The 20,481-nt window shown below is 34.5% G+C and carries 14 protein-coding genes; 3 read left to right on the top strand and 11 right to left on the bottom strand.

Features of this window, described 5'->3' with window-relative positions; all coding sequences use genetic code 11:
* Positions 1-23 precede the first annotated feature (23 nt).
* The 4 genes from BUC21_RS06360 to rbr all read right to left on the bottom strand — a co-directional run bounded on the left by BUC21_RS06360 (position 24) and on the right by rbr (position 7,819).
* Positions 24-2,024, bottom strand: coding sequence for a hypothetical protein (locus tag BUC21_RS06360; protein ID WP_073400354.1), 2,001 nt, complete (start codon positions 2,022-2,024; stop codon positions 24-26).
* 18 nt (positions 2,025-2,042) lie between these two features.
* Positions 2,043-3,686 (bottom strand): RagB/SusD family nutrient uptake outer membrane protein, encoded by a 1,644-nt coding sequence (locus BUC21_RS06365; protein ID WP_073400357.1) that lies wholly within the window; start codon positions 3,684-3,686, stop codon positions 2,043-2,045.
* Positions 3,687-3,707: 21 nt separating this feature from the next.
* A complete protein-coding gene (locus BUC21_RS06370) occupies positions 3,708-6,902 on the bottom strand; it encodes a SusC/RagA family TonB-linked outer membrane protein (protein ID WP_073400359.1) in 3,195 nt (1,064 codons plus the stop codon).
* A 338-nt stretch (positions 6,903-7,240) separates the two neighbouring features.
* Entirely contained in the window at positions 7,241-7,819 is a 579-nt protein-coding gene (rbr, locus tag BUC21_RS06375) for a rubrerythrin (protein WP_073400361.1), read from the bottom strand.
* Positions 7,820-8,064: 245 nt separating this feature from the next.
* Between rbr and BUC21_RS06380 the strand changes: the two genes are divergently transcribed.
* On the top strand, positions 8,065-9,741 hold the full coding sequence (locus tag BUC21_RS06380) for a SulP family inorganic anion transporter (RefSeq protein WP_073400363.1): 1,677 nt from the start codon (positions 8,065-8,067) through the stop codon (positions 9,739-9,741).
* 143 nt (positions 9,742-9,884) lie between these two features.
* Here BUC21_RS06380 and BUC21_RS06385 read toward each other — a convergent pair whose 3' ends face one another.
* The 3 genes from BUC21_RS06385 to BUC21_RS06395 form a co-directional block, all read right to left on the bottom strand.
* Entirely contained in the window at positions 9,885-10,661 is a 777-nt protein-coding gene (locus BUC21_RS06385) for a radical SAM protein (RefSeq protein ID WP_073400365.1), read from the bottom strand.
* A 66-nt stretch (positions 10,662-10,727) separates the two neighbouring features.
* A complete protein-coding gene (locus tag BUC21_RS06390; protein ID WP_073400367.1) occupies positions 10,728-12,797 on the bottom strand; it encodes a helix-hairpin-helix domain-containing protein in 2,070 nt (689 codons plus the stop codon).
* A gap of 3 nt (positions 12,798-12,800) precedes the next feature.
* A complete protein-coding gene (locus BUC21_RS06395; RefSeq protein ID WP_073400369.1) occupies positions 12,801-13,616 on the bottom strand; it encodes a hypothetical protein in 816 nt (271 codons plus the stop codon).
* Positions 13,617-13,800: 184 nt separating this feature from the next.
* On the opposite strand from BUC21_RS06395, the gene BUC21_RS06400 reads away from it, so the two are divergent.
* Positions 13,801-14,361, top strand: coding sequence for a DUF4294 domain-containing protein (locus BUC21_RS06400; protein ID WP_394332750.1), 561 nt, complete (start codon positions 13,801-13,803; stop codon positions 14,359-14,361).
* Here the strand turns inward: BUC21_RS06400 and BUC21_RS06405 are convergent.
* Positions 14,345-14,881, bottom strand: a complete 537-nt coding sequence (locus BUC21_RS06405) for an RNA methyltransferase (RefSeq protein ID WP_073400373.1) — start codon at positions 14,879-14,881, stop codon at positions 14,345-14,347. The two genes, BUC21_RS06400 and BUC21_RS06405, sit on opposite strands and share 17 nt — an antisense overlap.
* A 471-nt stretch (positions 14,882-15,352) precedes the next feature.
* Between BUC21_RS06405 and nadA the strand changes: the two genes are divergently transcribed.
* Positions 15,353-16,345 (top strand): quinolinate synthase NadA, encoded by a 993-nt coding sequence (gene nadA / locus BUC21_RS06410; RefSeq protein ID WP_073400375.1) that lies wholly within the window; start codon positions 15,353-15,355, stop codon positions 16,343-16,345.
* A gap of 127 nt (positions 16,346-16,472) precedes the next feature.
* On the opposite strand, the gene porZ is transcribed toward nadA, so the two are convergent.
* The 3 genes from porZ to BUC21_RS06425 form a co-directional block, all read right to left on the bottom strand.
* On the bottom strand, positions 16,473-18,767 hold the full coding sequence (porZ, locus tag BUC21_RS06415; RefSeq protein ID WP_073400531.1) for a type IX secretion system anionic LPS delivery protein PorZ: 2,295 nt from the start codon (positions 18,765-18,767) through the stop codon (positions 16,473-16,475).
* Positions 18,748-19,350 carry a non-canonical purine NTP diphosphatase gene (locus BUC21_RS06420; protein ID WP_073400377.1) on the bottom strand — a complete coding sequence of 201 codons (603 nt, stop codon included), beginning with the start codon at positions 19,348-19,350 and terminating at the stop codon, positions 18,748-18,750. The genes porZ and BUC21_RS06420 overlap by 20 nt, the downstream gene beginning before the upstream one ends.
* Before the next feature lie 242 nt (positions 19,351-19,592).
* Positions 19,593-20,474, bottom strand: a complete 882-nt coding sequence (locus tag BUC21_RS06425) for a YitT family protein (protein ID WP_073400379.1) — start codon at positions 20,472-20,474, stop codon at positions 19,593-19,595.
* Positions 20,475-20,481 lie beyond the last annotated feature (7 nt).

A 20,481-nucleotide genomic window follows, 5' to 3' on the forward strand; every position in this document is an offset into this window, starting at 1 on the left:
GTAACCTCTTTTAGTGTTAGTTATTAATTTGCTAAAACATAATGGAATCCTAAAATTTCATTTTTTGTATCACCAGCTGCAGTCGCATTTGATATAGCACCCAACCAGAATCCACCGGTATCAATAGTACTAAGAGAAGAACCTCCATGAGATATAAAGAGCCATTCGTTAGCTCCAAGAGGTGTTGTATAATAAGCACCTTTAGCATTAGATGTATTTAACCAGGCTCCGGCACTTCCTGTATAATTAACAAGTGGGAATTCAAATGTCATTGATGGTACATCAGGATTAATTGTCACCTTACCAGTTACCGAATATCCGGCAGTAGTAAGATTTCCGTCAGCATCATATACATCCTGAGTTAAGATAGCTTTAATATCAGAACCGGCAAGTTCAAATTTAATGCTAGCGCTTTTAGCAATGATACTGGTCTTTTCATTCCATATCCAACCATTCGAAGTAAAATCAGTACCAAAGGTTGAAGCACTTGTCCATCCGCCTGATAAATCAAAGTTAATCCAGTCTACAAACTGATTTGTGTCAGGCTTAAAAGTCTTTCCAACAAGAGCTTTTTTCCATGCTTTCAATGGATCGACTTCTGCGCCTCCTGCCTGAGGAATTAAATGATAAACCATATATTCCGGCTTAACAGCGTCACGTTTACCTACCCACATTCCGGAAACATTACCGGCAGCGTCTTTCTCTATCTTTGTGATACGCCATTGGTTAGCATCTGTAGTAGAAAGGGTTATCGAACCATTACAAATAACGAAGCTAGGTTTGAAACCATTAAAAGTATAAGTTCCTTTTTCATCCAATGTATAAGTACCAGATGTTAATGTTCCGTCAGGAGCAACATAAGTAGCAGTCTTATCATCTGAATTAAGAGTTAATGAGAAGTCTGCGTAATTACTAGCCGCTGCAGCATTAAATCCTGTCCAGCTATCATACTTATCTGCAGATGTCCATCCGGTATTCATCAAAGAACCATCAAGATTGGCCCAGTTGAAAGGAGTATCGGAAGATAGTACCCACTTAACAGATTTGTTGACAGTCTGTGATATATCGGTTTGCCATCCGCTAGGTAATGTAGGTTCTGGTTCGACCACTTCACCTGGTACCCAACTATCAAAGTAATCTTTAGAAATAAAGTTGTAAACTAACAAGCAAGCACCTTCACCGGAAAGAGCTGGATCACGAAGAACAGCCAATTGCATTGTGTTCTCTGTTAAAGACATAATTTTAATATCTCCCCAATTAATTACAACTCCATCACGGTTACTATCATGCAGAATAGCAGCATCCTGAACAGTTAAAGTATGATTATCTGTATTAAGCATATAATTACCTGTCTCAGTTCCACGGTTAGCTATAGTTTTATGGTTAACAGTAATAGATGCACTACCTTTCAGGCTAAATGTCATTGAACCAAAATCAGCAGCATTCATTAACCATGTATTACCTTTATAGTCAGGACTCCAGTTCCAGGAATCTCCTTCTACCTTTTGTCCGTCAGTAACAGTAGTCCAGCTATCATCAGTTCCATAAAAGTAAAGAGGGCCTTTAAAAAATCTGCTTACACCATTTGCATCCAAATCAAGATACCAGGTTTTTTCTTTTCCTGCACCACCTGAAATTAAAGTCCATAACTCATTACTAATGAAGCCTGCATACATATTATCAACTTTAAAAGTTGTTTTTTGGCCATATACCACACCACCACGAGTCTCTACACCAAACTGAACATCATAAGTTCCCGCAAAAGGTATTTTCAGGGTAACTTTCTTTTCCTGACTACGTCCTTGTGGATGATTCCATAACGGAGTATACTCACTCCCCATCAAACTTGTTAAATAGATAATGTTTGGATTGGTCGCATCATGCTCTATTTTATAAGCAATGCCTTCTACCAGATCCTCGGTCTTTACATCTTTATCTCCCAAAGAAAATTCATCAGGTGAACAAGAGGTAAACATTATTGCCACAGTGGCTAATAAAGTAAATAGTTTAAATATCTTATTCATAATAGTATCGTTTTAAAGTTATTTCCAACCAGCATTTTGTTTCAATACACCAGCAGAAAGTGTTATCTGTGTGTTCGGAATCTGCATAAATCCTCTTGTAGCAGTAATCTTTTCAGCAGTTATTACAACAGAATCATCCGCATTACCACTCAAAACACTTTGAGTCTGTGCAATAGTAGAAGCTGCTGTATTAAGTCCCTGACGAAGCAAATCCCAATAGCGGAGTCCTTCGAAAGCAAACTCAAAGCGGCGTTCTTCCAAAATATCAGCAGTTGTAACAGCAGTCTTTGCAGTTAAACCAGCACGGGTATGTACCATATTGTAATAGCTAAGTGCATTAGTTGAACCCAACTCAGCAGCCATCAACAATACATCAGCATAACGAATTACTACGAAATCCTGATCTTGAGAAATCTGAAAGTCATTTTCGCCACCTGTATCAGAAGTCCCATCAGGCAGTGCAGTCGGAGTATATTTCTTAACTGAATAACCGGTATACTCACGTTGGTCTTTAATATCATATTTACTTTCAATACCTTCTCCTGCTATGTCAATTATTGAAGCTGTTTTACGTTTATCATCAGAAGTATACGCTTTTACTAATTTTGGATTTACAGTACATGCCCCCCAACCTTTTCCATAAGGAGACCAGTTTGTATTACGCATACCCATCATAACTAACCAACGGTTACCATCAACCATTCCATTATAATTCTGAGTATTATTAAACTTCTGTGCAAAGACTGTTTCTACATTTCCTTTTCCTGCATAACCTGATTTATCTAATGTGTTATTTGTAGCATTTGCAACATAACTTGCAGCAGGCCAAAGAGACTTATAGTCCGAAACTAAAGAAAATTCATTACTGCTAATTATACTTTCCAAACCAGCAAGAACATCGGCTTTAGTGACACCTAAATCATCCTTTCCATAGTATCCGGTATAGAATAAATAAACACGGGCAAGCATTGCTTTTGCTGCATAACTGGTTACACGGCCATCATTTTCACTTGCCTTAGCCTTTGGATAAGCATCAGCAGGAATATTTTCTGTGGCAAATTTTAAATCAGCAACTATTAGTTTGTATGTTTCAACTGGATCTGCCTGAGTAACATTATCAGTAGTTGGTTCTGTTAACAAAGGAACTTTTTCAAAAAGGCGAACCAAATCAAAATACATAATTGCACGAAGGAATCTGGTTTCACCTTCAATACGGTTACGAGTTTTAATCACTACAGCTTCATCTGTAGATTCCCATGAAGCAATATTTGGTAATTTTAACAATAAAGTATTACAACGGAAAATTCCTGCGTAATAATCGCCCCATGTTCCATTAAATATGTTATTATCAGAAGGAGATTGTGAGATATCAAATCTATCCAAAGCCTGATAACCACGACCATCTGTATTACCTGTTCCTCCAAAACAATTATCGGAAAGGATTTCTGAGGTTACATAAAAAGATTGATTACCATTGGAAGAAGTACGTTGATAACCATCATAACAACCAACCAGCGCCATCTCAGCATCTGCTTCTGTTTTATAGAAGTTCTGATCAAGGATAGACGTCTGTGGTTCTACATCCATAAAGCTTTCGGAGCAAGAAAAGAAGCTGATACTCAAAGCCCCTAATGCCAGTATATTTAATTTGAACTTATTCATAATTATTCCTTGTTTTAAGTGTTAGAATTTAAGATTAACTCCGAACAGATAAGTCCTTGGGCGTGGATAGTAACCTAAATCAATTCCTGATACCCATTTATCTGTTCCATAACCAATTTCAGGATCCATTCCATCATATTTAGTAAAGGTAAATGCATTCTGAACAGAAGCATAAAGTCTACATTGACTAATAAATTTGCAATTAATCAACTTAGCAAAATCATAACCTAATGTAATATTGCTGATACGGAGATAATCACCATCGTGCAAATAAAGATCAGAGAACTGCCAGTTAATATTGGTTTCTGTTACGCGAGGTATTTCATTTGAAGTTCCTTCACCTGTCCAACGATTAAGTATTGCTGTAGTATAGTTTGCTTGTTTATTTGTATGATTTCGATATGACTGAACAATTTTGTTACCTAATACACCATTGGCATTTACAGAAAAGTCAAATCCTTTGTAATCAAAGCCTAAATTGAAACCAAATGTAAAGTCGGGCATACCACTGCCTAAATCAGCTTTATCATCAGCATTAATAGTACCATCATGGTTCACATCTACATATTTTACATCGCCAGGTTTAACATTAGCTTGCAGAATTCCATTCCCTGCAGTTTTCCAATCTGAAATTTCCTGTTCATTTTGGAAAATACCAGCAGTTTTGTATCCCCAGAAATATCCTATTTCATGTCCATTCTGTGCACGATAAAATTCTTCAGAGTTATCATAAAGCATATTTGTTGAACCATGAATAATACCGTCTACTGTAGGTATGTTTCCTACTTTATTTTTATTATATGCACCATTAATGCCTAAATTATAATTTAGTTTACCAATATGGTCATTCCAGTTAAAAGCAAGTTCAATACCTGTATTCTTTACATCTCCACCATTTATATAAGGAGCATCTGCACCAGCAGTTGCAAGAATTGGGGCTTTTACTAGCCAATCTTTGGTTGTCTTAACATAAAAGTCTGCATTTACTCCCAAACGGCTGCTCAAGAAACGAGCATCGATACCAATATTAGTCTGTTCAGAAGTTTCCCACTTAACCTTTTCATTTGATAAACGGCTAGGGTATGCACCGGCAACATTTGTTCCTCCAGTTCCAAATACATAATATGCAGCAGGATTACTACTTGAATAACCTGTAGAAGTATTAATAGGAGCGGCATATTGAAAATCATCTATATCCTGATTACCTACTTGTCCCCAGCTAGCACGAACTTTTAAGAAATCGAGCCAATTCTTTGTAGATTTCATAAAGTCTTCATTAGTCATAACCCAGCCGGCAGATACTGATGGGAAATATCCCCAACGATGGCCTGAAGCGAATTTAGAAGAAGCATCAGCACGCAATGTAGCATTAATCATGTATTTTTCTTTAAAATTATATCCGAGACGTCCAAAGTAAGAAACACGACGATATATATTTTCGGGTTTACCATTAACTGTTTTAGTATCTACAACACCTTTTACAGTTCCATCGTCATTATATTCAATGTATGCCTTACCTGTTGTATTATCAAGATATGCATGAGAGAAATCATTGAATTGAGATAATAGATTCCAATTAGAAGCAGATAAATATGTGCCTTGATAACGAACAGCTTCCATACCAATCATAGCATTAAAAGCATGATCTTTATTAATCGTAAAATCATAACTGGCTGTATTTGTCCATGTAAGTGTATGTCCCTTACTCATATTCTGTGTAGTAGTAGTATGTTCCTTGTTATAAGTATACACTGAGAACTGATAAAGTGGCTTAAAGCTACGATATTCAGATGCATAATAATTAATACCAAAAGTAGATTTAAACTTAAGATTCTTTATTGGTTCTAATTCTGCATAAACGTCAGCCATTAATTTCTGGTTATCATTCTTATTATTTACTGTAGTCATCATTGATCCGTAAGGATTACCATCTCCATTATACCAGGCAGAATTACTTGTATCGTTGTATGGACTGCCATAGATATTATTATCACTGTATACAGGAGAAAGAGGAGAAGTTACAAATGCTCCACGAAGTGTGTTGTTGTATTGGTTACCAACACTAACACCTGTATTCTTTATATAATTAAAATTTAAGTGCTGACCAACCTTTAATACATTCTTATAGAGCTTATTTTCCGTATTAATGCGGAAACCATAACGTTCGTAATTAGAAACATCTTTACCACCCACAACACCTTCCTGAGAAGTATAATTCAATGATAGAGAGTAAACAGATGAATCTGAACCTCCATTTATATTCATTGAATAGTTTTCTGTTTTAGCATCATCTTTAAACATTTGGCCTACCCAATCTGTATCGGCTAATTCTCCCATTGAACTCCAGTCGAAGACGGAAGAACCTGAATTTAAAGCTTGCTCATCCATAATGCTTTTATATTCTTCGGCATTCAGCAATTTAGCTTTACGGGCAACATTCTGCACACCATAATATGCATCAAATGCTACTTGTCCTTTACCACTGGCACCTTGCTTAGTTGTTACTAACACAACACCATTGGCTGCCTGTGCTCCATAAATAGCAGCTGAAGCAGCATCTTTCAAAACATCAATTGATTGGATATCAGAAGCATTTAATACCGAAATATCACCTTCTATTCCATCAATAATGTAAAGAGGTCCGGAATTACCTACGGTTCCTAAACCACGAACAACAACTTTCATATCAGATCCTGGTTGTCCGGAAGTTGAAGAAATTGTCACACCCGGTGTTTTACCTTGTAATGCCTGAAGTGGACTGGTTGTATTCATCTTTGCCAGTTCATCGCCTTTAACCTGAAGAGTTGCTCCGGTACTCAGTTTTTTCTTCTGAACACCATAGCCGATAACAACAACTTCATCCAATGCTTGAGCATCTTCTTTCATTGTGACATTAATCACATTTTTTCCTGATGTGGAGATTTCCTGTTTTACAAAACCGATATAACTGAAAATAAGAGTAGCTCCATTCTTTACGTTTAAAGAATATTTTCCGTCGATATCAGTCATGGTTCCAACTGTTGCTCCTTTTACCAAAACACTTACGCCAATTAAGGGTTGATTATCTGAAGCAGATATCACAACTCCCGAAACAGTTTTGTTGTCTTGAAGAGGATTAGCCCGGAGGTTACTGATTGCAGGCAAGAGGAATAGTAATGCCATTGCAAATCTACATAAATGAACATTTATGCATTTCTCAATAAATGTTTTTCTCATGGTACTTTGTTTATTGGTTAATTTTCTATTTTTTTGATTCTATGAACCGAAACAAAGCTAGCTTATATTAAGTTATAACTATCGAATTTTTGTTAAGGCTGAATGGTATATTAGTTAAGCCAGGGTATTTAAATGTTGCTTAGAGGGGGATAATTTGTTATTAGAGAATTAAAGGTTCTAAATAGCCTAATAAACAGAGGATAAAAAGGATAAAAAAGAATTCTCGATTAACATTAAATTCTAAGAAAATATGATCAAAATTTAATGTATATGGCATCGTAAAACAAAAAAAGCCGGATACAAATTTTATCCGGCTCTTGCAATCCATATAGTATGAATTAATAATTTTCTTTCTTAACCTCAAAATGAGCTTGCGGATGTAAACAAGCAGGGCAAACTTCTGGAGCTTCTTTTCCAACATGTATATAACCACAATTACGGCATTGCCATAACACTTCTCCTTCTTTAGCAAAAACTGAAGCAGTTTCGATATTCTTCACGAAAGCACGATATCTTTCTTCGTGAGCTTTTTCTGCAACAGATATATTACGATACATTGCTGCTATTTCATAAAAGCCTTCTTTTTCAGCAATATCAGCAAATTCCGGATAAAGTGAAGACCATTCTTCATATTCTCCGGCGGCTGCAGCTTGTAAATTATCTATTGTACGGCCAATAACTCCTGCAGGGAAACTAGCATTGATTTCTACCATACCACCTTCCAGATACTTAAACATTCGTTTTGCATGTTCTTTTTCCTGATCTGCTGTTTCAGTAAAAATAGCAGCTATTTGCTCAAATCCTTCTTTTTTTGCAGCGCTAGCAAAATAAGTGTAACGCATTCTTGCCTGAGATTCACCAGCAAATGATTGCATTAAGTTCTTCTCCGTTTGTGTGCCTTTAATACTTTTAACCATAATTGAATTTATTAAATTAGTAAATTATATTATATACTTCGTTGAAGTACAAATATACTTTTTTTATTCATAAAATGTATTCAAACTGGTAATTTAAATGATCTATAAAAGAATAATTGTAAGTTGATACAAATAATTAATATGTTTAAAAACACCCCCTATTCACATTTTTTATATACTTTTGTGCTCTCTTACTTAATTAGTTAAGGATTTAGCGAAATTAACTATACACACATATATATTCAATGAAAACATTTGAATTCAGACCAAAGCTTTTCGATGCTTTGAAAAATTACTCAAAGGAGGCGTTCCTTTCTGATTTAATGGCCGGAATTATTGTCGGCATCGTTGCTCTTCCTCTGGCTATCGCATTCGGTATTGCCTCTGGCGTTTCACCTGAAAAAGGTATTATCACAGCAATTATTGCCGGTTTCATTATTTCGTTTTTAGGCGGAAGTAAAGTTCAGATTGGTGGACCTACAGGAGCTTTTATTGTTATTATCTACGGTATTATCCAACAATATGGTGAAAAAGGATTGCTTGTTGCAACTATTATGGCCGGAGTTTTATTAATACTGCTGGGAGTATTTAAATTAGGTACAATTATTAAATTTATTCCTTACCCTATTGTAGTAGGATTTACCAGTGGTATTGCACTAACTATTTTCACAACACAGATAAAGGATTTATTTGGATTATCTATGCACATTGTTCCTGCCGACTTCATTTCTAAATGGATTGCATATTTCCAGAATTTCATCACAATAAGTATATGGCCAACAGTTGTAGGATTGCTTAGTATTCTTCTTATTATTTATACTCCTAAGTTTTCAAAGAAAATTCCAGGATCGCTTGTTGCCATTGTTTTAATGACGGTTTTGGCTTATATCCTGAAAACTTATGCAGGTATCACTTCAATAGAAACTATTGGCGACCGTTTTACTATCAATGCTTCGCTACCTCATGCTCAGGTTCCTAATATGTCTTGGGAAGTAATTAAGGCACTTTTCCCAACTGCAATAACAATTGCTGTTTTAGGTGCTATTGAATCATTACTTTCAGCAACCGTTGCCGATGGTGTTACGGGAGATAAACATAATTCCAATCAGGAATTAATAGCTCAGGGTGCTGCCAACCTTATAACTCCATTATTTGGTGGTATACCTGCAACGGGAGCCATTGCACGTACAATGACCAATATTAACAATGGTGGTAAGTCTCCTGTAGCGGGATTGATTCATGCTGTGGTACTTTTACTTATCCTAGTTTGTCTTGGCCCGCTTACCAAACATATACCTATGGCTTGTCTTGCCGGAGTATTGGTAATAGTGGCTTATAACATGAGTGAATGGAGAACATTCCGTCAGCTGTTGAAAAACCCAAAATCGGATGTTGCTGTATTACTTATTACTTTCTTTCTCACTGTTATCTTCGATTTGACAGTAGCTATTGAAGTAGGAATTGTTATCGCTTGCTTATTGTTTATGAGACGTGTTGCAGAAACCACAAACATTTCGGTTATCACTGACGAAATAGACCCAAATGCCGGACTGGATATTGCCATAAACGAAGAACCTTTAACCATTCCTGAGGGAGTTGAGGTGTATGAAATTAATGGTCCTTACTTCTTTGGTATTGCAAATAAGTTCGAGGAGCAGATGGTTCAGATGGACGACAGGGCTAAGATTCGTATTATCCGTATGCGTAAAGTTCCATTTATTGATTCTACCGGTATCCATAACCTTACAAGCCTTTGTCGTATGTCAAAGAAAGAAGGAAGTCAGATCATTCTTTCGGGTGTAAACGAAAAGGTACATGCGGTTCTTGAAAAATCGGGCTTCAATGACTTATTAGGAAAAGAGAATATTTGTAGCCACATTAATATTGCTTTAGACAGAGCTAAAGAGATATTAAGCAAATAATTCACCATAAATAAGCTAATAAAGCTATTATAATTTAGAAAAGGTGTATAGTATTTATTTACTATACACCTTTTCCATTTTTACTCTATACTTTTATCTAAAAAGCCGGGCAATAATTAGCTTAGTATTGACGGCAAATCTACTTAATATGAAGCAGTAGCAGAAATACCATTGCTTTTAAGCAAATCAAGAATACGATTAAGTTCCAGACGAGTTGCTTTAACCAGATATTTATCCGGCGTAGCTCTGTCAATTGTATAGATCATCACTTGAGAAGGCGCTATTGATTTCACCACTTCAAGCCAGGGAAGCACATATTCGTCTCCTGTGTTATTAACATCTTCGCCATAACATGTTCCTTTCATAAACATAGTTTGAATGATTACATGGCCTTTAAATGCCTTTAAGCGGTCAATAATTGCATCCAGATCATAATTTCCGTTCGGACGATCAACCATTTTAATATAATCTACACTTACAGTATCAAGCTTCAATATATTATTGTCAACCTTCATCAGTGCTTCAAAAACCTTCGGACGATTGATAAATGTAGAATTACTAAGCACGCTCACTTTAGCTTTAGGGAAATAACGGTTTCGCAATTCGATTGTATCATCTATAATTTCCGGAAAATGAGGATGAGCAGTAGGTTCTCCGTTTCCTGCAAAGGTAAGCACATCGGGTGAAGGGCCATTTACTTGCATATCTTTTAGTTTCTTTTCTAATTCTGTACGTACCTCTTCCCGTGTAGGCAGAGGCTGATTAGGGCGTCGCTCAGCGTTAACTCCACATTCACAATAAATACAATCGAAAGAGCAAACCTTTCCATCGGAAGGCAAAAGATTTATTCCTAAAGAAACACCAAGGCGACGAGAATGAACAGGGCCGAAAATTGGTGAAGGAAAAATAACAGTCGGCATGATATATGTTTTTAAAAAGTTGATGCAAAGATAAGGGTTAAAGATGGGAAACGAATCTATTTACATTTAAAACTTCCAACGCAACTGAAGATTGATATCCGATTTTGTATTGCCGTATATTGTTTCCAGCCCCGAACCAATCTCATCCCTATCGGTATATCTTGTTTGTCCAAACTTGCCCATAATCATTAGATTTCTATTGAAATCATATCTGGCATTAACTGCGAAACGAACTCCTTTTCCATAGAAAGATGGCATGGAAAAAGCATAAAGCATACCACGCTCGTAGGAAGTTATTCGTGCAGCATAATCATTTGTATCGAACATACCGTAATAAACATCAAACCGAAGAGGAAGCTCTTTAAGCTTGTAAGAGAAGTTTTGAAGAAGCATAAATCCATGGTTTGGTTTTACTCCTTTAGGATTAACCCAAACCCAGTCGGCCGTTAGCTTAACTGATAAATTATCTTGCAATAAATAGCCCACCTGATAGCGAGCCTTCTGCTGAATGTACGGACGCACCTCTTTTGTATCCGATCCATCTGGAGTATAATTCTTATCTTTTACCTTGTAACGATAACGAAATAGCATTGTCAAATTTGTTTTAGGCATATAAGTTGCCTGTATTAAACCATCAAAACCAGATGATGGCTTATCAACTCCATACTTCAACCAAGGGAAATGAAAGATATCAGCATAAGCAAAAAATTTCCAATATTTTACAGGTTTAGCTTCTATTCCTAAATAGTATCCGTTTTCGTTTTGTACAGTGCTTCCTTCAGAAACAGAACGGGCATACAAGGCACGGTAATCTTTTGCATAATATCTTTGCATTAAAAGAAGCTGGTAACCTGCCAACGGAGAAAAGCTAACTGTGTTAAGAGAAGCTATCCCTCCACCCTTTCCAATTGCCGTTTCACCATAGAAATAAACTTTATTCCATCTGTATTTATAATCCATACCCAGATTAAAGAACTCCTTTCCTTTTAAATAATAGTAGTTATAAGGTCTTGGATCCGGAATATAGTTTTTATCAAAGAAGTAATAAGCTCCGGTGAAACCCATCTTCAGATTTTTGTGGGAATAACCAACATTTCCACCCATCAATTGAATATTGGCTACATTCTTCCGTTCAATCTCACGTGGAATACGATGCAACCCATCTATTTTAATAGAGTTAAGAATTCCATCGGTAACTATTCCATCCAAATTCCTATATGAATAAAAACCGGTAAATGAAAAATCATTTTCCTGATAGGTAGCAGCCACTCCCCGAAAATAATTATACTCATCGGTTGAAGAGTGTTTTTTTATTCCTGTAGATTTATATCCCATAGTGGCAATTGCAGAACTTTTTCCTAATGAACAATCACTGTTAATAACTAACCCTTGTCCAAAACTCAACCGATAATTACCTAAAGCAACTGTCCTGAACTTACCAATATTATGTGCCAAAAAGTAAAATGAACAATAATCATATCCTAAGTTATTAACCGATTGTAGAAAAGGCTCCCCTGCATCTTTCTCAGCTGTAACCCCTAAGAATAACAGGTCTTTATAATGAAATCCATATCGAAGGTTATTATAGTAAGAATTACCTATAAACTGCTTATTAACATTCTCTGTTAATAAACTATCAGAGTGATTGCGATATCCTTCCTTTCGATATAAAGGAATATCTAAACGAGTTAATAACTCATGTTTTCCATATTTCAGTATATCTTTCCAACGTAACAAATAACTTTTCTCTTCAACCTCGCCAACATAAACAAAAGGAAGTAGATACTGGATAGTCTGTCTATCGAAATCCTCCACCATCTGCAGTTCATAAATAGTCTTCATCGGACCCGAAACATACAGATAATAGAGTAAATGTTCTATTTGCTGATCGGTTAAGAAGGGAAATAATTCCAGTTGTTCTTTAGTTATCTTATTTAGATTTAAAGGATTATCTTTCAAATAAACCAAATCTTCCAGGTTATTTGTCCAGTCTTTCTCTTCATCATCATTATCCATTGCTAATTGTTCAGTAACATCCTCCCATTCCGATGTTGTTTCGGTCTGAGCACAAAGCGGCAAACTAAACAGAGATATTAACAGAGTTATAAGATATACTCTTCTATTATTTAATCCCATCCTCTAAAAATTAAATTGTAATCCGCAACAAGAATTAAAACCAAGGACAGGATGCTTGCTGAAAGCCATATTAAGAGTAAAAGGTTGTAGATTTAATCCTACTCCAAAACTGGGTGTGAAAGGTTTTGTCCACATCCCAGCTCTGACACTCAACTCTTTTATGGGCTCATATTCAATTCCAAATTTATAAATAGCAGGAAGAGCGAAATCCTTTTCAATTTCAGCTGTTAATAAAAACAGTTCTTCCGGTTGAAAACTTACTCCCATAGTGAGAATGTTAGGAAGCTGGGCAATCTCCTCTCCCATTTTTAATTCAGTTCTTAACGGGTTTACTATTAATAAAGAGATGTTCAGAATATCTGCAGGACGAACTAAAACTCCTATATCACCTGTAAAAGCAGCAACATCTGGTTCATCGTCAGAATAATGAATGCCTGAATAATTCATTCTGACTCCTAAACATATCAGTTTCGATAACTGTTTATAGAAATTGAGGCCAACCATAGTTTCATTATAAGCGTCAAATCCATATTTAGAAATATATAAACCTGTATTGAGATAATGATTGGGGTAATTAACTATACCGGCAAAAGATGATAATTCTTTAATTCCATACCTGTTTATATATTCTAAGGATAAAGAACGGGAAGAAAGAAAACCATGTGAAGCAGGATTTGTAAAACCAGGTAATACCGATGAAGTATTACCCATAGAGTATGCACGAGTATTTATAAAACGATCAGAATCCAGAGCTTTGCAAGTATTAAACGGAGTAAATATTGTAAATAATATAAGAGCGCTTAATGAGATGTATTTCATAGATTAGATTTATAATTTTTAATAAAAAATATATAACAGGGCGCGAAGGTAAGTTAAATTATATATACGTGCAAACAGAGACAAAAATATTTATCTAAAAATGATTTGGTTTTAAATTTAATGCACTAATTTTGTAGCTGTGAAAAGAAAGTGTAAAATAGGGATCATTGCATGTTTCGCACTACTGAACTTTTCTCACGCAAAAGCTCAGAATTTAGAAACTAAACCTGCTGTTCAGTGGGTGGAAGCCTGCGTATATCAAGGAGATACTATTCCTTTCGTTCAACTTCGTAATATATATGTGTATCCTCCGCTAAAATTCAAATCTCAAAAAGAATGGCGTGATTATTACCGATTGGTTTATAACGTAAAAAAAGTACTCCCACTTTCAATAATGATCCATAATACTATTATTGAAACATACGAATACTTACAAACTTTACCAACTGAAAAAGAGAGGAAAGCACATGTGAAAAGAGTGGAAAAAGGTTTGAAAGAACAGTATACCGCTCAATTCAAGAAATTATCTTATTCACAGGGTAAACTGCTCATTAAACTTATTGACAGGGAATGCAACCAGTCTTCTTATGAAATTATTAAAGCTTTTATGGGTAGTTTCAAAGCCGGATTCTATCAGACTTTTGCCAGTTTATTCGGAGCGAGTTTGAGAAAAGAATATGATGCAATCAATGATGACTCGTTAACCGAAAGAGTTATCACTTTGGCGGCTAACGGTCAAATTTAAGTTTATTAAAGAAATCCCATATAACAATACCTGTTGTAACTGATACATTTAATGAATGTTTAGTTCCATATTGCGGAATTTCAATACAACCATCGCTGTTATCAATAACCTCTTGCTGAACTCCTTTTACTTCATTACCCATAACAATTGCGTATTTTCTGGTTTGATCCAATTTCAGATCATTCAACATTGTACTGCCTTCGGCTTGTTCTATAGAATAAACAATATATCCATCACTTTTCAACTTATTAACAGCATCCAGTGTATTCTTGAAGTATTTCCAATCAACAGTAAATTCTGCTCCCAAAGCCGTTTTATGTAATTCCGGATGTGGAGGAGTAGCAGTTATTCCACACAAATAAATTGATTCTATTCTAAATGCATCAGAAGTGCGAAACACAGAACCTATATTATGTAAACTACGTATTTCATCAAGAACTACTATTAAAGGGAGTTTCTTTGCTTCTTTAAATTCATCTGCATTTATTCGGTTAAGTTCCGTAATCTTTAGTTTGCGCATACTATTAATTATTTATTCAGATGCAAAGATAACACAATTAACAATACGGTGTTTATAACCGTTTAAAACCTGTCAAAACTAAGAGAAAACATTTTTATAAATAAAACTAGGATATTTCATAAAATCATTTATGTAATATTCAGAATAAACAATCCAAATAAGTTAGCTAAAAGTTTATATGCATATTTAAACATCTTTTTACCTAGAATTTAGAAACAAATTCTATTAAACTTCTTAACTTTGCACATTATCAACAGGTAGTTAATTAGAATAATATTATTCCTATATATAGCTAATAATCAACAATAAGAATATATTTTACCTTGTTTATAAACTCATAATAACTTTATTCACTAGACTAACAACTTTAAAAGCAAATAAAAAGCTATTTATTTACCAACACTATTAACAGGCTATTATTACTAACATTAGATTTTTTAATTAAAGAATAGAAAATAAAATATAAATATAATGTATAAAGAAGAATGGTTGAAAAAAGGATTTGCAGATGAATCAGTCGATAAGTCGATAGATTTAAAAGCTGCTATTGATTCTTTACGAAAAGAAAAGAATGCTGTAATTTTGGCTCACTATTACCAGACAGGCGATATACAAGATATAGCCGATTACGTAGGAGACAGTTTGGCTCTTGCTCAATGGGCTGCAAAAACAGAAGCTGATATAATTGTTCTTTGTGGAGTTCATTTCATGGGCGAAACAGCAAAGATACTTTGTCCTGATAAGAAAGTATTAGTACCAGACTTAAATGCTGGCTGTTCACTTGCTGATAGCTGTCCTGCTGATAAGTTTGCACAGTTTGTGAAAGAACATCCTGATCACACGGTTATTTCTTATGTGAATACCACAGCTGCTGTAAAAGCTGTAACAGACATTGTAGTAACTTCTACTAATGCAAAACAAATAGTTGAAAGTTTCCCAAAAGACGAAAAATTAATCTTTGGTCCTGATAGGAATTTGGGTAATTATATTAATTCAGTTACTAACAGAAATATGTTGTTATGGGATGGTGCTTGTCATGTTCATGAACAATTCTCTGTTGAAAAGATTGTGGAGTTGAAGAAACAATATCCGGATGCTTTGATTTTAGCTCATCCTGAATGTAAAGGTGCTGTTCTTGCTCTTGCAGATTTTGTAGGATCTACAGCTGCAATACTTAAATATGCTGTTAAATCTGATAAGAAGAACTTTATTGTATCTACAGAATCAGGTATTATTCATGAAATGCGTAAGCAATGCCCTGAAAAGAACTTTATCCCTGCTCCTCCAATCGATAGTACCTGTGGTTGTAACGAATGTAACTTCATGCGTTTAAACACTCTTGAGAAGCTTTATAATTGCTTGAAATACGAATGGCCAACCATTGAAGTGGATGAAGCTGTAGCTAAAGAAGCGGTTAAACCAATAAAAAGAATGCTTGAAGTATCAGAAAAATTAGGTTTGTAGTTTTTCTATAACTTATAAATATATAAAGCGGTGTTGATATTAACATGTTATCAACACCGCTTTATTCATATAACTAATAATGTATAGCTACTGAAACTAGACATAAGGTTAAGCAATTTTAGATACTTTATTTAATGATAAGAATTTTAGTTGCTATACCTTCTTTTCCTTCAGCATCTGCAGCTAAAACAAGATATATACCTGAGGCTACTTTCTTGCCTTTAGAGTTTCTTCCATTCCAGGTAAACTGTCCTCCTACTGAATTTCCAGCAAAAATAAGATTTCCATTGATATCTGTTATTTTTACATTACTATCACGTATAAGACCTGTAATTGTTATTAAGCCGGTATAATCAGGTTTAACTGGATTGGGAAATGCATGTGCGGTTTCAGAGAAGGTATTTTCTCCTTCCGTGGCATCACTCATGTAAGAAATAAGTCCTTGATCTGTTCCGATAAATAACTCTCCTGTTTTTGGATTTAATGCTAATGATTGAATCTTATTCGATAACAACGGACTATTTTCAGTTGTAAAATGATGTATGGTTTCAAGTCCATCTTTACTCAATAAAAATATACCATTACTTTCAGTACCTATCCATTTACGATTGCCACCATCTATACAAATAGCATTAATCCTTTCGTTTGATAAAAGAAAATCTGCCAGATTAGTTCCATCGTTTCTGGGTACTTTTATTTGGGTACAATAAAAATCATCATCGAAAAAATTAGTAGGATTATATATAACGATAGGACCTTTTTCTGTTCCTATCCATATTGCTCCATCTTTATCTTCAACAATAGATAGTATTTTTAGCCTTCCTAAGTTAGTCCCATCTTGATTAATAAAGGAACCTATGAACTTAGTTTTATCATCGCTGGTATCTTCTAAAGTGCCGTTTGTATTAAAGCAAAATACACCGGGTTCATATCTCATAGAAGTAATCCATGCCCAGCCTCTTTTATCAAAGATAATTCTTTCGAAAGTAGGTTTTCCTACCAATTCAGGATGATAAAAGCTAATCCATTTTCCATCGTCTTTTAAAACATTGATAACACTATCTATATAAGAATTAAGTACCCACAGATTGTGATTCTTATCATATTGCAATCCGTTTGTTCTTACATAATTTAATTTATATGATTCTTTTGGAAAAATAGTTTGCAGAGAACTATTGTTTATACTATAAAGCTTAACGAACTTCCTATTCATAAATTCATATACTCCTTCTCCTCCAGAAGATGCAAAGTGATGTTCCGGATTATTAGGATCTTGAATAACGGAAGTTATATCTTTATAATCTAATCCGGTGACTTCTTTAATTCCTTCTTCCTGGAAATTATACCATTTATTATTCTCCATCATCATTATAGTTCCAGGATTATTTAGCCGGTCATAATCCATTCCTCCCCCGCATATCAATAATCTGTTATTGGTAAATGTCATATAGTATGGAAGGTTTCTTTTTGGACTTTCAGGTATGATTGAAGAAACTGTTTTTTCTAATTTATTATTGTTTAGTTTATAACCATTCAAACCTTTATCTCCATTACTACCCCAATATAAATCATTGCTTTTTGTATAAGATAAATGGTTGAAATTATCATCTAATTCCATGTATTTTACAGAATTGTAATGATCAAATATAGCTATTGAGTTACCATTACCAGCAATAAGTTTATTATCGAAAACTTCCATATATGAGAAGTTTCCACTAATTATATTAGTTAATTCCAGTGAGTTGCTATCAAAAGAATATATCCCATAGTTTGGTTGATTTCCTATAATCTTATTTTCAAATATAACTAGTTGATTAAATGCGATTGCATTAGAAAGCACCCAATTATTAACATCTAATAAGTTATCTGATAGTTTACCGGAGTATAAACCATCTGCTGTTGCAGCATAGATTACATTGTCCTTAACAACAGAAGAATATACTTTCTTATTTAAGACGTATGTATTGGATATTTCTTTTTTCTTCAGGTTTAGAATAAGAATACCAAAATTAGTTGAGAAGTAAGCATAGTCACCTACAATATTTATACTGTTAAGTGTTTTATCCTGACTCATGGTTTTATTCATGAAGTCAGGAATATTATATATACTTTCGTTTATAAGTAGGTCTATATTGGAGTTTTTATAGACAATGATAAGAGTATTGTGTATACTACTGTATTTAATATAACTGATGCCGGTATCACTTAATAAATTCACTTTATTAAATAAACTAATGCTTTGATCTTCTGTATTATAAGAAAACAAAGCACCATCGCTAACAGCATATATTAAATTGCCTGCAGGTGCAGTTTGAGTTACATTGTTATAGGCCAGGTGAGCTTGCCACTCTCCTATTGCCATTTGAGCTGATGTAACTGATGTTATTAGGAAATATAGAAGACTAAAAATTATTTTTTTCATAGTCATACTCTTTTAAGAAATTGCATAGCTTATTTATAGCTAACGCACGATGACTAATTTTATTTTTTATTTCGTTTCCTAATTCAGCAAAAGTCTTATCATATCCTTCCGGAACAAAAATAGGATCATAACCAAAGCCTGAATTTCCACGTTTTTCTTTGATTATATTTCCTTTTATGATTCCTTCGAACAGATATTCCTGATCATTAATGATTAAAGATACAGCTGTGCGAAATTGAGCTTTTCTATTTTCTATTCCTTCCAGCTTTTCAAGTACTTTCAGCATATTAGCTTCAGAACTTTTATCATCTCCTGCATAACGGGCCGAATAAACTCCAGGTTCATTATTAAGCGCCTCAATTTCTAAACCGGTATCGTCAGCAAAACAGTTTAAGCCGTAGTTTTCATGAATATATTGTGCCTTAAGTAATGCATTTCCTTCTAAAGTAGTTGCAGTTTCGGGTATATCTACATCGCAGTTTATATCTTTCAGACTAAGTATTTCCATCTGATCTTTCAGTATAAACGAAACTTCTTCCAGTTTATGTTTATTATTTGTAGCAAATACAAGCTTATTTTTCATTTGTTTGTTTCTTTAATTTTTAGTGAGAGAAATTATTGCCTATTCATAATAAAAAGTAAAATCATCCCTCACATCCATCACTTATTTTATTGAAAGGCCTTATTAAAGGGGGATATATAAGAGTGAGGGATAAAATATATCGGCTATTAATCGATCACTTATCCCTCACTTTTAGGTTCATCAGTCACCAAATTCACTCATATTGATATATTATTTAGTGTATGATTGATGTTTATTAATTATTATTTTCCTTTTAGAGGATCAAATCCTTCTCCATATACTCCAATAACCGAGCTTTGCGATACGAAAGCATTTGGATCTATGTCTTTTACTAATCGGAATATTTCGATAGACTGACTTTTTTTAGCCAATACAACAACAACTTTAACCGGGCTTTTGCTATACCATCCGGTACCATCAAGAATGGTTACTCCTCTGTGCGTATCCTGGATAATTCTTTCAGCAATCTCTTCATAATGTTTGGAGAAGATAAAGAATTGAACAGATTGACGGGCACTGTTTACAATCAAATCCAGCACATAGCTGATTATTATCAATGTAGTAAAACCAAATACAACCCTCTTCCAGTCATAAAAAACAAAGTAGCACGATGTTATGATTACAATATCACAATACAGAATCATTCTTCCAAAAGTAACATCTCTGTATTTATGGACTATTGCTGCAATAATATCTGTTCCTCCGGTACTACCATTATTAACAAATACCATTCCTAATCCTAATCCACACAATGAAGCACCAATAACACATGCCATGAAGTCTTGTCCGGGACCCAGAATTTGCATTTTTCCTATTACATGCTGGAATAGCCACAAAAAGAAAGTCAGCGAAAAGATTCCATACATTGTTTTCAGACTAAACTTCGGGCCTAGAATTTTCAGTGCAATTGTTAATAGAAAGGCATTGATTATGAAATATGTAATTTCAATTTGAACACCTGTTGCATAATAAATAATTGCAGAAATACCGGTTACTCCACCGGTTGTAATTTGATAAGGTAGCAAAAATGCTGCCCAACCCATTGCATAACACATAATTCCCATAGAAATTAAAAGATAGTCTTTTAATTCAATCAGGATATCAGTTTTATTAATTTTTGCCATATAGATA

Source organism: Bacteroides luti (assembly GCF_900128905.1).
GTDB lineage: Bacteria > Bacteroidota > Bacteroidia > Bacteroidales > Bacteroidaceae > Bacteroides > Bacteroides luti.